Source organism: Paenibacillus sp. JT31N11, assembly GCF_056269285.1.
The window spans coordinates 540,440-555,383 of sequence record NZ_JBWDNQ010000003.1; the positions used below are offsets into that span (position 1 = coordinate 540,440).

Annotated in this window: 12 protein-coding genes; 10 read left to right on the forward strand and 2 right to left on the reverse strand. The window is 51.3% G+C overall.

Translation table 11 applies throughout. The annotated features are described in order from the left end of the window. Nucleotides 1-9: 9 nt before the first annotated feature. The 6 genes from AC0YNV_RS15045 (at nt 10) to AC0YNV_RS15070 (ending at nt 5,052) form a co-directional block, all read left to right on the forward strand. Nucleotides 10-198, forward strand: a complete 189-nt coding sequence (locus AC0YNV_RS15045; protein ID WP_188993185.1) for a glutamate decarboxylase — start codon at nt 10-12, stop codon at nt 196-198. 41 nt (nt 199-239) lie between these two features. Further along, nucleotides 240-1,112: an acetyl-CoA carboxylase, carboxyltransferase subunit beta gene (accD, locus tag AC0YNV_RS15050; RefSeq protein WP_475768777.1), complete on the forward strand. Its 873-nt coding sequence runs from the start codon at nt 240-242 to the stop codon at nt 1,110-1,112. After that, on the forward strand, nt 1,102-2,112 hold the full coding sequence (locus tag AC0YNV_RS15055) for an acetyl-CoA carboxylase carboxyltransferase subunit alpha (RefSeq protein ID WP_475768778.1): 1,011 nt from the start codon (nt 1,102-1,104) through the stop codon (nt 2,110-2,112). Before accD ends, AC0YNV_RS15055 begins: the two co-directional genes overlap by 11 nt. A 104-nt stretch (nt 2,113-2,216) precedes the next feature. Next, nucleotides 2,217-3,971, forward strand: coding sequence for a pyruvate kinase (pyk, locus tag AC0YNV_RS15060; RefSeq protein ID WP_210038531.1), 1,755 nt, complete (start codon nt 2,217-2,219; stop codon nt 3,969-3,971). A 171-nt stretch (nt 3,972-4,142) separates the two neighbouring features. Continuing rightward, on the forward strand, nt 4,143-4,658 hold the full coding sequence (locus AC0YNV_RS15065) for an acyl-CoA thioesterase (protein ID WP_475768779.1): 516 nt from the start codon (nt 4,143-4,145) through the stop codon (nt 4,656-4,658). Between the two features lies 1 nt (nt 4,659). Beyond that, a complete protein-coding gene (locus AC0YNV_RS15070) occupies nt 4,660-5,052 on the forward strand; it encodes an FxsA family protein (RefSeq protein WP_210038533.1) in 393 nt (130 codons plus the stop codon). A 590-nt stretch (nt 5,053-5,642) separates the two neighbouring features. Here AC0YNV_RS15070 and ytvI read toward each other — a convergent pair. Then, nucleotides 5,643-6,752 (reverse strand): sporulation integral membrane protein YtvI, encoded by a 1,110-nt coding sequence (ytvI, locus tag AC0YNV_RS15075; RefSeq protein WP_475768780.1) that lies wholly within the window; start codon nt 6,750-6,752, stop codon nt 5,643-5,645. 248 nt (nt 6,753-7,000) lie between these two features. Here ytvI and ppk1 point away from each other — a divergent pair, with 248 nt between their 5' ends. Further along, on the forward strand, nt 7,001-9,064 hold the full coding sequence (ppk1, locus tag AC0YNV_RS15080) for a polyphosphate kinase 1 (protein WP_475768781.1): 2,064 nt from the start codon (nt 7,001-7,003) through the stop codon (nt 9,062-9,064). On the opposite strand, the gene AC0YNV_RS15085 is transcribed toward ppk1, so the two are convergent. After that, nucleotides 9,055-10,584, reverse strand: a complete 1,530-nt coding sequence (locus tag AC0YNV_RS15085; protein ID WP_475768782.1) for a Ppx/GppA phosphatase family protein — start codon at nt 10,582-10,584, stop codon at nt 9,055-9,057. The two genes, ppk1 and AC0YNV_RS15085, sit on opposite strands and share 10 nt — an antisense overlap. A gap of 337 nt (nt 10,585-10,921) precedes the next feature. On the opposite strand from AC0YNV_RS15085, the gene citZ reads away from it, so the two are divergent. From citZ to mdh, 3 genes are all read left to right on the forward strand, one after another. Further along, nucleotides 10,922-12,037, forward strand: coding sequence for a citrate synthase (gene citZ / locus AC0YNV_RS15090; RefSeq protein WP_210046899.1), 1,116 nt, complete (start codon nt 10,922-10,924; stop codon nt 12,035-12,037). Between the two features lie 142 nt (nt 12,038-12,179). Then, nucleotides 12,180-13,475 carry an NADP-dependent isocitrate dehydrogenase gene (gene icd, locus AC0YNV_RS15095; RefSeq protein ID WP_210046900.1) on the forward strand — a complete coding sequence of 432 codons (1,296 nt, stop codon included), beginning with the start codon at nt 12,180-12,182 and terminating at the stop codon, nt 13,473-13,475. A gap of 484 nt (nt 13,476-13,959) precedes the next feature. Further along, nucleotides 13,960-14,901 (forward strand): malate dehydrogenase, encoded by a 942-nt coding sequence (gene mdh / locus AC0YNV_RS15100; protein ID WP_475768783.1) that lies wholly within the window; start codon nt 13,960-13,962, stop codon nt 14,899-14,901. Nucleotides 14,902-14,944 lie beyond the last annotated feature (43 nt).

The window sequence follows — 14,944 nt, forward strand, 5'->3', positions numbered from 1 at the left end:
GGTTCCTTCATGTGGACGGTTATCTATATCGCGCCTACGGCAAAAATTGCGGAGAGCATCAAAAACCGGCTGACGCAGGAAGGGTTTCTCGTAAAGATCCGACCGATTAACGTGTCCAAACAACAATACGAAATCTTGGTCCCGTCCGGAGAACTGGAAGAAGTGCAGGAAATGTTAAACAATATTTTGAACTCGTGAGCGATAACATAAACTACTGCGCCCCCAAAGAGGTGTAATCTGTGTTCAAGGACTTATTTCATAAAAGAAAATATGCAACAATCCCATCTGGCGGGCAGCGTACCAAACCGGACATTCCCGAAGGTCTGATGTCCAAATGCCCTAAATGCGGAAACATTCAGTTCAATAAAGAAATCGAGAAGAATTTCAAAGTATGCCAAAGCTGCGGCCATCATTTCCGCCTGAACGCCTGGGAGCGTATCGCGATCACGCTGGATGAAGGCAAGCTGACAGAATTTGACACCGAGCTGGAGTCGGTCGATCCGCTGGGCTTTCCCGGCTACGCGAGCAAGCTTGAGGCGCAGAAGAAAAGCTCCGGCCTGCGGGATGCCGTTGTTACCGGCGAAGGCACGATTGGCGGGTTCCCTGTCGTTGTTGCCTGTATGAGCTTTGATTTCTTCGCAGGCAGTATGGGTTCGGTTGTCGGTGAGAAAATCACCCGCGCGATCGAACAAGCCCATGCGAAGAAGCTGCCTGTTATCATTTTCTCCACGTCCAGCGGAGCCCGGATGCAGGAGAGCATATTGAGCTTGATGCAGATGGCCAAGACAAGTGCGGCATTGGCCAAATTCCAGGGAGACGGCGGTCTTTATATTTCCGTTATGACCGATCCCACGACAGGCGGGGTGTCTGCAAGCTTTGCCATGCTTGGCGACTTCAATTTGGCCGAGCCCGGCGCGCTTGTCGGATTTGCCGGCCGGGTCGTCATTGAGCAGACCATTCGTCAGAAGCTGCCTGATAATTTTCAGACGGCGGAGTTCAACCTTCAGCACGGTCAGCTCGATAAAGTCGTGCACCGCAAGGATATGAAATCGACGCTGAGCAAGCTGCTTGATATGCATGCTGTTAAAGGGGGGAACACCCATGGCGGTTGATTTGCCGTTTGAGAAGCCGCTGAGCGAGCTGCGCAAGAAGATTGATGAGCTGAAGAAAATCGGCATCGATTCGGGAATTGATTTCAGCGAGGAAATCTCCCGTCTGGAGGAGCGCTGCACCAAGCTTCAGGAGGATCTCTACAGCGAGCTTACTCCGGCACAAAAAATGCATCTGGCCCGGCATCATCAGCGCCCGACGTCGCTTGATTACATACAGGCGATCTTCACCGATTTTATGGAGCTTCACGGTGACCGCCTGTTTGCAGACGATCTGGCTATTGTCGGCGGGCTAGCCAAGCTGGGCGGCATACCGGTTACAGTTATCGGCCACCAGCGCGGCAAGGATACGAAGGACAACATTGCCCGTTTCTTTGGCAGTCCGCATCCCGAAGGCTTCCGCAAAGCGCTGCGCCTTATGCAGCAGGCCAACAAATTCCGCCGTCCGATCATAACCTTCATTGACACGAAGGGCGCTTATCCCGGCAATACCGCCGAGGAACGCGGCCAATCCGAAGCGATTGCCCGCAACCTGCGCGAGATGGCGACGTTCGGCGTACCGATCATTTGTGTCGTGATTGGTGAAGGCGGAAGCGGCGGAGCGCTGGCGCTGGGAGTCGGCAATCGCGTGCTGATGCTCGAGAATGCCATTTATTCCGTCATCTCGCCTAACGGCGCAGCATCCATTCTTTGGAAGGATGCGGCGAGAGCGGATGAAGCGGCAGCGGTGATGAAGATCACAGCCGATGACCTGGTCGGGTTCGGCATTGTGGAAGAGATCATCCCTGAGCCGCAGGGCGGGGCGCATCGTGATCTGCATGCACAGTCCGAATTCATTAAAGACGCGGTTACGCGGCATTTGCAGGAGCTTAGCAGCTTAACTGCCGAGCAGCTGATAGATGACCGTTATGAGAAATTCCGCAGAATCGGGCAATATCAGGAGCGTACGTCCGAACCGGACTTGGAAACAAAGGTTGAAACGGTGGAATCTGCCCAGATCTGAGGGGCTTAATAATAAAAATGTGTAAATTATGTATAACATCGGTGGTCAGATACCGATATTTCTAAAATAAAGCAAATGGATTATACGGAGGATGGAATTTACTTATGCGTAAAACAAAAATCGTTTGTACGATCGGCCCTTCCAGCGAATCACTGGAAAACACCAAGAAGCTTATCAATGCAGGAATGAACGTAGCCCGTCTTAATTTCTCCCATGGAGATTTTGAAGAGCACGGAAACCGTATCAAAAATATCCGCCAGGCTTGTCAGGAGCTTGGGGCTACAGTTGCGATTCTGCTGGACACGAAAGGTCCGGAAATTCGGCTGGGCAAATTGAAAGAGGAACCGATTGAGCTTAATCAGGATGACACCATCACCCTGACGACCGAGGAGATTCTTGGCGACCGCAATCGTATTCCCGTAACCTATGCGGACTTGCCTTCCGATGTCCATATAGGCTCGACAATACTTATCGATGACGGTTTGATCGGATTGACGGTTGAAGGCGTTCATGGCACGGAGATTCAATGCCGGGTTGTCAACAGCGGCTCCATCAAAAGCAAGAAAGGTGTCAATGTTCCAGGCGTTCACATTTCATTGCCGGGCATAACGGAGAAAGATGCCAATGACATCATTTTTGGAATCGAACAGAATGTAGACTTCATTGCGGCATCATTTGTGCGTAAAGCAAGCGATGTGCTGGAGATTCGCGAGCTGCTGGAGCGCCATAATGCCAGCCATATTCAGATCATTTCCAAAATCGAAAATCAGCAGGGCGTTGACAACCTGGACGAGATCCTCGAAGTATCCGACGGCCTGATGGTGGCGCGTGGAGACCTTGGTGTCGAGATTCCGGCTGAAGAAGTGCCGCTCGTTCAAAAAGATATGATTTTCAAATGCAACCGCGCAGGCAAACCGGTTATTACCGCTACGCAAATGCTGGATTCGATGCAGCGCAATCCGCGTCCGACGCGCGCGGAAGCAAGCGATGTGGCCAACGCGATCTTTGACGGAACGGATGCGATCATGCTCTCGGGTGAAACGGCAGCAGGCAAATATCCGGTAGAGTCGGTGCAAACGATGGCCCGCATTGCCGTTCGTGCGGAATCGGCGCTGGATCATCGCGAAATGTTCACCAAACAGGCCAATGCACAGCAAACAACCGTTACAGAGGCGATCAGCCAGGCTGTGGCCAATGCGGCGCTGGACTTGAATGCCAAAGCGATCATCACCTCGACGGAGAGCGGCTATACGGCAAGGATGGTATCCAAATATCGTCCAAAATCGCCGATTATTGCCGTTACGCCTATTGAGCAGGTGCTGAGGCGCTTATCGCTCACTTGGGGCATCATCCCTGTCAAAGGGACTCCCGCCACAACGACTGACGGCATGTTCGATATCGCCGTTCGCGGCGGAATCGATTCCGGGCTGGTTAAGCTGGGCGATACGGTCGTCATTACAGCTGGTGTGCCGGTAGGGCGTTCCGGTTCCACGAACCTGATCAAAATCCATACGGTTGGCGAGCTGCTGGCCAGAGGACAAGGAATCGGCAGCCAGAGCGCAACCGGTAAAGTCGTTACGGCGCGCACACCACAGGAAGCGATCGCCAAAACGACAGAAGGCTCCATTCTGGTCACCGTTTCGACAGATAAGGAATATATGCCCGCCATCCAGAAAGCGGCAGCAGTCATTACCGAGCAAGGCGGCGTAACCAGCCATGCGGCCATCGTGGCCCTCAACCTTGGACTTCCGGTAATTCTTGGTGTCCATAACGCTCTGGAGACGCTGCATGATGGCATGGAAGTAACCGTCTATGCCGAGGTAGGCGTTATCTACTCCGGTCAGGCGAAGGTGCTGTAAATTTAAAATCTGTTATATAATAGGAACTTAAAGTAAAAGCGATGGTGCGCAGGCACCATCGCTTTTGTTTAACTGGAAGAAAGGTTAAAATGGGCCTATGCTTGGCCTGCAGCGATCATTCGATAATTGTTACCTTTTGTAGTTCAACAACGTAAAAAAGGTTGTGATTACATGATTACATTGACAGAGAACCGACCGGACAAGCTGTGGCATTTGCATCCGCTTCGGGTGAGATATCAGGAAACCGATCAGATGGGCGTTGTTTTTCATAGTAATTATGTAACATGGATGGAGATTGGACGAACCGAGCTGATCCGATTTTTCGGTTATCCATACAAAAAAATCGAAGAACAGGGAATGCTTTTACCGGTAGTGGATTTGACATGCAGTTACGTGGCGCCTGCACGGTATGACGACCTGGTCCTGATCTGTACCACCATTGAAAACTTTTCACCGGTCCGTCTATCCTTTCGTTCAGAAGTCCGCCGAAAGGAAGGGGATGCATCAGTCCCGCAAACCATGCGGGGGACGGATCTGCCCGGAGAACTGCTTCTAAGGGGCGGCACACGCCATGTGTGGGTCAATGCGGAAATGAAGCCTTCAAGGCTCGACAAGGCTTTCCCGGAGCTTTATAAGCTGCTTGTTGCCGCATCCGGCGCCAGGACTGATCAAGAAGAGGGGAATTAGAATGTTAAAATGGATTATTGCTGCTATCATCATCATTCCGGCCATAGAAATATGGGGAATCATTAGAGTGGGCCATTTGATTGGAGGGTGGCTGACTTTTCTGCTGATTATAATAACGGGATTTGCGGGAGCATATTTGTCCAGAATGGAAGGGCGCAAAGCGCTGGTGGATGTGCAGCGTCAGATGCAGGCGGGTCAGCCTCCGGGCCATGCGATGTTAAACGGTCTTTGTATTCTGATTGGTGGAGTGCTGCTTCTGCTTCCGGGTTTCCTGACAGATATTGTAGGCATCACGCTTCTGCTGCCGCTCACCCGCCCATTCTACCGCATGGCCATTCTCCGGTGGCTGGAACGCAAGCTCCGCGGCGGCGCATTAACTATCCATAGAAAATAAAGAAAGTATCTCAATAAACAAAAACGATCCAAGCAGGCAGTAATGTGCGCCAACAGTCAAGTGTGTCCCGCAAGGGACGAAAACGATCCAAGCAGGCAGTAACTACAGAGCGTTTCTGTGCAGCTCCAACTTTATCCAATCCAAGTGTCCAGAGGGCCGGCGGCCCTCTGGGGTCCCTCCTCCGGAGGGATTTAGGGTAGGAGTCGGCCCCTAGCAGGCAGTCACCTGAAGGCTGATTCTGTGACTCCCACGTTACTTAGGGACGAAGTCCACCAGGCATCCCGGGGTGCGCCAACAGTCAAGTGTGTCCCGCAAGGGACGAAAACGATCCAAGCAGGCAGTGACTACAGAGCGTTTCTGTGCAGATCCAACGTTATTCAATCCGGGTGTCCAGAGGGCCGGAGGCCCTTGGAGTCCCTCCTCCGGAGGGATATAGGGAGGGCAAGCTCCCAATCCGGGTGTCCAGAGGGCCGGAGGCCCTTGGAGTCCCTCCTCCGGAGGGATATAGGGAGGGCAAGCTCCCAATCCGGGTGTCCAGAGGGCCGGAGGCCCTCCCTAAGTCCCTCCTCCGGAGTGATTTAGGGAGGGCACTACCTCCTCATAACAAACCGGTACAAATCCCGAAAAACATTAGCACGATGAATTGTGGACAGAATAACAAGAGACACGGGACCGGCGATCAAGCCCGCGATGCCGAACAGTTTAAGACCAACGAACATGGCAATAAGCGTGGGAAGCGGATCGAGTCCGACGCTTTTTGCCAGCACTTTGGGCTCGACGGATGAGCGGACCACGAGGATGACGCCATACAGGACCGACAGTCCGATACCGAGGGAAATATCGCCATAGATAAACGTGTAGGCGATCCATGGCACCATGGCTGCTCCAACGCCAAGATAGGGAAGCAGATCGACGATTCCGATCAGCATGCCAATGGTAATGGCATAGTCGACTCTTAGAATAAGCAGGCCAAGGGTAACGACGACAGCGGTAATGGAAATCATAATAAATTGGGCGCGCAGATAGCCGAAGAGGGCCCGGATCAGATCGTTCCAAACGACAGAGGTCGTTTTGCGGATGTCATCGGGAATCCAGCCGGACATTTTGCTCACATGACGATACCAGTCTTTTCCAATAAAAAAAGCCGCAAGAAGCACGACAACCGTGATTGTCGCCACATTGGGAAGCGACGAAATAAGGTTCACAATACTGTTGAGGATCGTGCTGATAATGGTGGAGCTGGTTTTGGCGAGCAGATTGGCGGTTTCGGATATGCGGGAGTTGATGGTCTCCTGATAATTAGGATTGTTCTGGTAGAAGGCATTCAGCTTTTCGATCAAATCCTGAATTTCCGTTGAGGCGACGACGCGTTCAAATTCATTACGCCACCATTCGATCGTGCTGTCCAGTGATTTCGATAGATGAATGATTTCCACAACAATGCGCGTAACAAGCGCGGATACGATCGTTACCAGGGCCAGCACCACGATAAAAAGCGACAAGGTGACGCCAATCCAGCGGGGAATTTTCAGTTTTCGGTGCATCATATTAACAAGCGGATTAATGGCAAAAGCAAGGAGCCAGCCGATAATGAAAGGATAAACAAGCGGAGTTACATAAATTATGACAAGGATAAGCAAAACAATTCCGATGACCACAAACAGTCCGCGGCCAATCCGCCTTCCTAGCGCACGATCCATGGACGTTCCTCCCTTTGTGAATCAAAAAACGTGCGAAGCCGGTTCAATTTCTCACAGGTGAAATTCACGCTCCATGCAGGTGGACCGGCAACCCTTTTGAATATTGTAGCATTGGGATGGAAGGTTTACCAAAAAAACGTAAAAAAATGCCTTCACTTTACGTGTCATTAACAATCCCTTAACATGAACGTAATAGAACTCCCACATAATGGGGTTAACCGTGCTTTTTCTACAGGAGGAGTCTTGCAATGAACAAGTCAATGTCCCCGTATGTCAATCGTGATCTGAGCTGGATTGAGTTTAACCGCCGCGTTTTGGAGGAGGCTCAGGATTCCAACAATCCATTGCTGGAGCGGGCAAAATTTCTCGCTATTATGTCCAGCAATCTGGATGAATTTATGAGTGTTCGCGTGGCTGGGATCCAGGACCAGATCAAGGCCGGCTATACCAAGAAGGATTTTACCGGCTATACGCCCGATGGATTGTGGAAACGACTGATGCGGCGTGCCTCGCAGATGGTGACCGATCAATACAAAGCCTATCGCGAGGTCATCCGGGGACTGAATAAAGAAGGAATTACGTTCAGGACGATGGACGAGCTGAGCGCTATGCAGCTGCATGCCGTGGATGAATATTTTCATGAAATTGTGTTTCCGGTGCTGACGCCAATGGCGGTGGATCAGAGCAGGCCTTTCCCGCTTTTACATACAAGAGAGCTTTATTTGGCCGTATTGCTGGGACAAGAGGAAATGCCGCCCGAGGAAGAGCCATTCTTTGCCATTATCCAGGTTCCTTCCATTTTACAGCGGCTTGTGCCGGTTCCCTGCAGAACGAACAGCAAGAAAAAGGAATTTGTTTTTCTGGAAGAGCTGATTGAAAGGCATATCAGCACGCTGTTCTATGGATACAAAACCATCGCCGTCCATCCATTCCGGTTGACCCGGAATGCGGATTTGACCCTCAATGAAGAAGGGGCGGAAGATTTGCTGGAAGAGATTGAAAAGGAAATACGCCGCCGCCGCTGGGGGCTTCCGGTTCGCCTTGAATTCGGCAAGGGCATGCATCCCTATGCGCTGCAAATGCTGAAAGAGGAGCTTGAGCAGGGCGACAATATCATCGAGATCGATGGTCCGCTTGATTTAAGCTTTTTGATGAAATTCGCAAGCTCGCTTCCCGGCTACGAATCACTGCGGTTTGAGAAGATTGAGCCCCTTTACCCGCAGGAATTCGAAGAAACGGACAATATCTTCTCCGTGCTGCGCCAGGAGGATGTTCTGCTTTACCACCCGTATGAATCGTTTGAAGCGGTGGATGATTTTGTGACGGAAGCCGCGCAGGATCCGGATGTGCTGGCTATCAAGATGACGTTGTACCGGGTAAGCGGGCAATCAATCCTCGTACAAGCTCTAGCCGCGGCCGCGGAAGCAGGCAAGCAGGTAACGGTGGTGGTTGAGCTGAAAGCGCGGTTTGATGAGGAGCGGAATATCGCCTGGGCGCGTCAGCTGGAAAAAGCGGGCTGTCATGTCGTGTATGGTCTTGTCGGCTTGAAAACACATGCCAAGATCACGCTGGTCGTCCGCAGGGAGCAGCAGATGCTGCGGAGATATGTCCATGTGGGAACAGGCAACTATAACGGAAACACAGCAAGATTGTATACCGATATCGGTTTATTCACTTCCCATCCGGTAATCGGAGCAGACGCATCGGCGCTTTTCAACGAGGTGACCGGTTATTCTTCGCCATATGAGTGGAAGGCCTTCGGCGTTGCTCCCACAGATCTCAAGCAGAAGCTGTTCACCCTGATTGAGAGAGAGAAGGGGCATGCCGCTTCCGGCAAGCCTGCCAGAATTATTGCCAAAATGAACAGCTTATCCAATCAGGAAATGATTGATAAACTGTATGAGGCTTCCCAGGCGGGGGTGAAAATAGAATTAATTGTACGGGGCGTGTGCTGCCTTCGTCCAGGTGTGCCGGGTCTGAGCGAGAACATCAGGGTGATCAGCATCGTAGACCGGTTTCTCGAACACTCCCGCATTGTTTATTTCCACAACGGCGGTGAAGAAGAGATTTATTTGTCCAGCGCCGATTGGATGACCCGTAATCTGACGCGCCGGATTGAGCTCATGTGCCCGGTATTTGATGCCCGTTTACGCCGGAATCTGTTCAATATTCTACAGCTCAACCTGAACGACAACATGAAGGCTCGTGAGCTTCTGCCTAACGGTTCTTATGCCCGTGTCAACAATGAATTGCCGCCAATGCGCAGCCAGTTCAAAGCGATAAATATTAAGAAATGGAAAACCTACCGGTAATCGGGCGGGTAAAGAACGGGATAGCAGCCCCACAGCTTTCTGAAATCAACCGCCAGCGCATCAACTTCCTTGCGTTCGACGATGAGGGAGCCCTCTGCCATAACCGCCCGGAGATGGAGCTTGCCGTCTGCTTGTTCAATTGCAAGCCGGCCAATAGCCTGGGTTTCGCTGCGGTCCAGCGCAATAGCCAGCTGCAGAAGAGAACCAAGCATGCTGATGATTGCGATATCCTCATCAGAGACCAACGGTTTATAGACAGCTGCCTGCTGCCGCACGCGGTTACGGCTTTTGTAGGAGGCAATGGCTGCGCAAAGCAGCGTTTCCCGGTGTGATAAGCCATTGATATGAGAATTAACCATCAGATAAAAGGTATGCTTGTTATACTCATAATAGTCGATACTTGCCCCGATTCTGTAAAGAGTGGAGGCTATATCCAGCCATGAACGGGCCTGCTCCGGGAACGAATGTCTGCGCTGCATAGCATCAAAGAGCTGCAGGGCCGTCCGGTTTACCTGCGCCATATGCTGCCTGGGCGCCTCCGGATGCAAAGCGGCGAGATTGTTCACACTGTAGCTGAGTACATCATCAAGCTTCGGGCGCTCGGGAAAGCGGGTGGAGAAGAACAATCCATCGCGCAAGCCGGAGCCGCAAACTATATAATGGGAAGCCTCCATAACCTTGTAAAGTGTACGCAAAATGGTGATGCCTGGTACAATTATGTCAACGCGGTCCTTCGACAAGCCCGGTATTTTGTTGCGTTTATCCAGCGGCTGCCCGCGAAGCAGATGGAACAGATCCTCAGTGGATTCATCGGTCATGGAGTAGTTGTGAAAGCTCTCGAAAGGGTAGCGGGTAACCGCCTGATGCACTTTGCCCAAAGCCCGTACGGTGCCTCCTATGCCGACAAGCGGAAGACCAGGAGAATGTCTGATCCAGGACTCGCTGCGCACTTCCTTCTCGATGAAATGCTCAAGAGCCTGCAGCCTGTCATCCGGCAGCTGTCCGCCTTGAGTAAATCGCTTGGTCAGGCTGACGCAGCCAAATGGGAAAGAAACTGCCTGCATCAGCGTGCGGTCCTTGAATAGGGAGACTTCCGTACTGCCGCCCCCGATATCAATGAGAAAACCGTCATTGATATTCATGGAATTGATCATCCCGAGAAAGCCGTAGCTGGCTTCCTGCACGCCAGTGATGATTTCAACGGGCAGACCGGTCTCGGCCTCGAGGCGAAAGAGGATGTGCTCCCGATTGGCCGCATTGCGGATAGCTGCTGTTGCGACCGCGCGGATGTGGCCGGTGCGGTGATGCGCGCAAATCAGGCGGAAATGGTTGATCGTATCGACCAGCTCATCCGTCGCATAATCCGGCAGTGCGCCATTCTCATCGATTTGCTCGCTGAGCCGCGCCGACCGCTTGCTGCCGTCAATAACCCGGTGCGCTCCTCCTGCCGTCCGCTCGTATACGACAAGCCGGATGGAATTGGAGCCCAAATCTATGATGCCGATGCGTTGTTCCGTCATAATTGAGCCTCCGGTTTCAAGAATTATGTACCTGCCGCTATGTCTGATGCTTTGAATAGTTGTGCCCGAATCATCTCTATAGTTTAACATTTGCCGGGCTTTACACAAAGAGGTGTTTTCGGGAATTCAAATGTCATTTTGCCACAAGGGGCATGGTCGTTGCATTACGCGGCAAATAAGTATAAAATTTTTTTGATGGCGCTGATAAAGCATTTTTATATCGGTTTATGTTCACTTCCCCGTCAAAATCCGATATGATTAACTTGACGATACGGATATCGAAACCATTTTTTGTTATTTTACGAATCATTAAACCAAGGTTAAAGGAGAGAAAAAAATGACAGCAACCAAAGGCCTAGAGGGGATCGTCGCTACTACGTCATCCATCAGCTCGATTATTGATGGCGTATTGACTTATCGCGGTATAGACATCGATGACCTGGCGGTTAACGCTTCTTTTGAAGAAGTGGCCTATCTGCTATGGTATGGAAAATTGCCGACGAAGCCGGAACTGGACGAGTTGTTAAAGCAGCTCGGAGAATACGCGCCCATCCCGGCAGGTGTGCTAGATCAGCTCAAGCTTTATCCTAAGGAAGCTAATTCAATGGCCAGCTTACGGACGGCGATTTCCAGTCTGGCATTGTATGATGAATCCGCCAATGACATGTCACAAGAAGCGAATATCCATAAAGCGGTTAAACTGCAGGCTCAGCTTCCAACTGTTGTCGCTGCATTTGCCCGTATTCGTGAAGGCAAAGAGCCGGTCGCTCCTAAAACGGGTGTATCGATTGCCCACAATTTCCTATACATGCTTACAGGACAAGAGCCGGACGAGGTAGCGGTTAAGGCGCTGGATCAGGCACTTGTGCTTCACGCCGATCACGAGCTGAATGCATCCACATTTGCCGCCCGTGTTACGGTTGCCACCTTGTCGGACATCTATTCTGGCGTTACTTCCGCTATCGGCGCTTTGAAGGGTCCATTGCACGGAGGAGCGAACGAAGCGGTCATGGTGATGCTGGAAGAAATCGGCACCCCTGCTAATGTAGAGGCCGTGATCAACCAGAAACTCGCCAATAAAGAGAAAATTATGGGATTCGGCCACCGCGTCTACAAGAACGGCGACCCGCGCGCGAAGCATCTGCAAAAAATGTCGCGCGAGCTTGGCAAGCTGACAGGCAATATGGATTTGTATGAAATGTCCATCAAGATTGAAGAGATCGTGACGGGTCAAAAAGGCCTCAAGCCTAATGTTGATTTCTATTCCGCCTCGGTTTACACATCGCTCAAAATCCCTCGGGACCTGTTCACGCCGATCTTCGCGATCAGCCGTGTATCCGGATGGACTGCGCATATTCTTGAGCAGTATGAGAATAACCGTCTTATCCGCCCGCGTGCCGAGTACGTCGGTCCGGTTGATCAAAAAGTGACGCCGATTGCACAGCGTCAGTAGAAATCAGCTGCCGGCGGCTATCATAATCCGCTTAAGAGTGACGGGGTGCCAGCGCATGGCCGTATAATAGAGGCCGTGCAGCGAGCTCCCGTCGTGTTATGTAAACTTCATATCCAACAAACATTCAGGAGGTAATTTATTCATGCAGCTTAAACAATACGATCTTCCGACCGAAGGCGCGAAAATTACGATTGACAATGGTGTACTGCAGGTTCCAAACAACCCGATTATCCCTTTCATCGAAGGCGACGGAACAGGCCGCGATATCTGGAAGGCATCCAAGCGCGTACTTGACGCAGCTGTTGAGAAAGCCTATAACGGCGAGAAAAAAATAGCCTGGTACGAAGTATTTGCCGGCGAGAAAGCATTCAATAACTATGGAGAATGGCTGCCGGAAGATACGCTTACGGCTATCCGTGAATATATGGTTGCTATCAAAGGTCCATTGACTACGCCTATCGGCGGCGGTATCCGTTCCCTGAACGTGGCGCTTCGCCAGGAGCTTGATCTGTATGTCTGCCTGCGTCCTGTACGTTATTTTGACGGCGTGCCTTCACCGGTCAAACGTCCTGAACTGGTTAACATGGTTATTTTCCGTGAGAATACAGAAGATATCTATGCAGGTATCGAATATCAAGAAGGTTCGGCTGAAGTGAAGAAAGTCATTGATTTTCTGCAAAAAGAAATGGGCGTTAACAAAATCCGCTTCCCGGAAACCTCCGGTATCGGCATCAAGCCGGTTTCGGCTGAAGGCTCCAAGCGACTTGCCCGTGCAGCTATCGAGTACGCGCTGAAACACGGCCGTAAAACGCTGACCCTGGTACACAAAGGAAACATCATGAAGTTCACCGAAGGTGCCTTCAAAAACTGGGGTTATGAAGTGGCCGAGCAGGAATACGGAGACAAAACCTTCACATGGGGCCAATACGACCGCATTAAAGAAGCAGAAGGCACGGATGCGGCGAATAAAGCACAGAAGGACGCGGAAGCGGCAGGCAAGCTGATCGTGAAAGACGCAATCGCTGATATCGCACTACAACAAGTACTGACTCGTCCGACTGACTTTGATGTCATTGCTACGCTTAACCTTAACGGCGACTATCTGTCCGATGCGCTTGCTGCACAAGTTGGCGGTATCGGGATCGCACCGGGCGCGAACATCAACTACCTGACTGGACACGCTATCTTCGAAGCGACTCATGGTACGGCTCCAAAATATGCGGATCTTGATGTTGTAAACCCGGGTTCAGTTATTTTGTCCGGCGTTATGATGCTGGAGCATCTTGGCTGGCTGGAAGCGGCTGATATGATCTACAAAGGGTTGGAAACGTCGATTAACAATAAAACTGTTACTTATGACTTTGCCCGTCTGATGGAAGGCGCGACTGAAGTTAAATGCTCGGCGTTTGCTGATGAGATCATCAAGAACCTGGTTTAAATTACCCGGTTAAATTTTTAAAATAGTTTTGATTGGATTGGCCCCGTATCCAGGGGGATGACCCCCTAAATCCCCCTGGAAGGGGGACCCCGAGGGCTTGCCCTCTGGACACCCGTTGAGTAACGTGGGTGCCGGACAGGCGCTGGAGTGTTTGAGCGAGGAATGCTTGTGCCATGAACCGCATCGACCGATGCAGTTCATGGCACGCATTTTTAGTGTTCGTGCGTGGGGTCGCTTGGGGCGACTTAGGTCAAGGGCGATAGACGAAGATCTGAGAAGCAACAGCGGTAGAGACAAGGACCAAGTGCGAAAGAGATAAGGACCAAGTGCGAAGAGACAAGGACCAAGTGCGGTAGAGACAAGGATCAAGTGCGAAAGTGACAAGGACCGAGTGCGGAGAGACAAGGACCGAGAGCGATGGGATAAAGGCGAAGAGCTGAGAGACAATAGCGAAAGCGAAGAAATTTTTGGGAGGCAATGGATAATGGCGATTAAACGGAAAAAAATTACCGTTGTTGGAGCAGGCTTTACCGGGGCTACGACGGCTTTTATGCTTGCACAGAAAGAACTGGGCGATGTTGTTCTTGTTGACATCCCGCAGCTGGAAAACCCAACTAAGGGAAAAGCGCTTGATATGATGGAGTCCACGCCTGTACAAGGCAGCGACGCCAACATCATCGGTACTTCCGATTATGCCGATACGCAAAATTCCGATGTTGTGATTATCACTGCAGGGATCGCCCGCAAACCGGGCATGAGCCGTGACGATTTGGTCAACACCAATGCCGGCATTGTGAAATCGGTATGCGAGAACATCAAAGCAACCAGCCCGAACGCTTATGTTATTATCCTCTCCAACCCCGTTGATGCCATGACTTATGTGGCTTACAATGCGCTTGGTTTCCCTAAAAACCGTGTAATCGGTCAATCCGGCGTACTGGATACAGCCCGTTACTGCACATTTATCGCCCAAGAGCTGAATGTATCGGTTGAAGACGTCCGAGGCTTCGTGCTTGGCGGCCATGGCGATGACATGGTTCCTCTCGTTCGCTACTCCAATGTGGGCGGCATTCCAATCGAGAAGCTGATTCCGGCTGACCGTATCGAAGCCATTGTACAGCGCACACGCGTTGGGGGCGGCGAAATTGTCAACCTGCTTGGCAACGGCAGCGCTTATTATGCGCCTGCAGCATCGCTGGTCCAAATGACTGAAGCGATTCTGAAGGATAAAAAGCGGATTACGCCAGTAATCGCTTTGCTGGAAGGCGAATATGGCTATGACAACCTGTTCATGGGCGTTCCAGTCGTGCTGGGCGGCGATGGAATCGAGAAGATTTTTGTACTGGATCTGACCGGGGATGAGAAAGCCGCTCTGGAGAAATCCGCCGTTTCGGTTCGCAACGTCATCTCTGTCGTTAACAGTTAATTCCAAAGCCGTTGTACTCATGAAGGACATGAGACCCTGACTG

Bases quoted from the DNA above. Each gene is read 5' to 3' on its own strand.
- AC0YNV_RS15045 (WP_188993185.1), top strand. From the start codon at position 10: ATGTGGACGGTTATCTATATCGCGCCTACGGCAAAAATTGCGGAGAGC.
- AC0YNV_RS15070 (WP_210038533.1), top strand. From the start codon at position 4,660: ATGTTAAAATGGATTATTGCTGCTATCATCATCATTCCGGCCATAGAA.
- ppk1 (WP_475768781.1), top strand. From the start codon at position 7,001: ATGAACAAGTCAATGTCCCCGTATGTCAATCGTGATCTGAGCTGGATT.
- icd (WP_210046900.1), top strand. From the start codon at position 12,180: ATGCAGCTTAAACAATACGATCTTCCGACCGAAGGCGCGAAAATTACG.
- citZ (WP_210046899.1), top strand. From the start codon at position 10,922: ATGACAGCAACCAAAGGCCTAGAGGGGATCGTCGCTACTACGTCATCC.
- ytvI (WP_475768780.1), bottom strand. From the start codon at position 6,752: ATGGATCGTGCGCTAGGAAGGCGGATTGGCCGCGGACTGTTTGTGGTC.
- AC0YNV_RS15065 (WP_475768779.1), top strand. From the start codon at position 4,143: ATGATTACATTGACAGAGAACCGACCGGACAAGCTGTGGCATTTGCAT.
- pyk (WP_210038531.1), top strand. From the start codon at position 2,217: ATGCGTAAAACAAAAATCGTTTGTACGATCGGCCCTTCCAGCGAATCA.
- AC0YNV_RS15085 (WP_475768782.1), bottom strand. From the start codon at position 10,584: ATGACGGAACAACGCATCGGCATCATAGATTTGGGCTCCAATTCCATC.
- mdh (WP_475768783.1), top strand. From the start codon at position 13,960: ATGGCGATTAAACGGAAAAAAATTACCGTTGTTGGAGCAGGCTTTACC.
- AC0YNV_RS15055 (WP_475768778.1), top strand. From the start codon at position 1,102: ATGGCGGTTGATTTGCCGTTTGAGAAGCCGCTGAGCGAGCTGCGCAAG.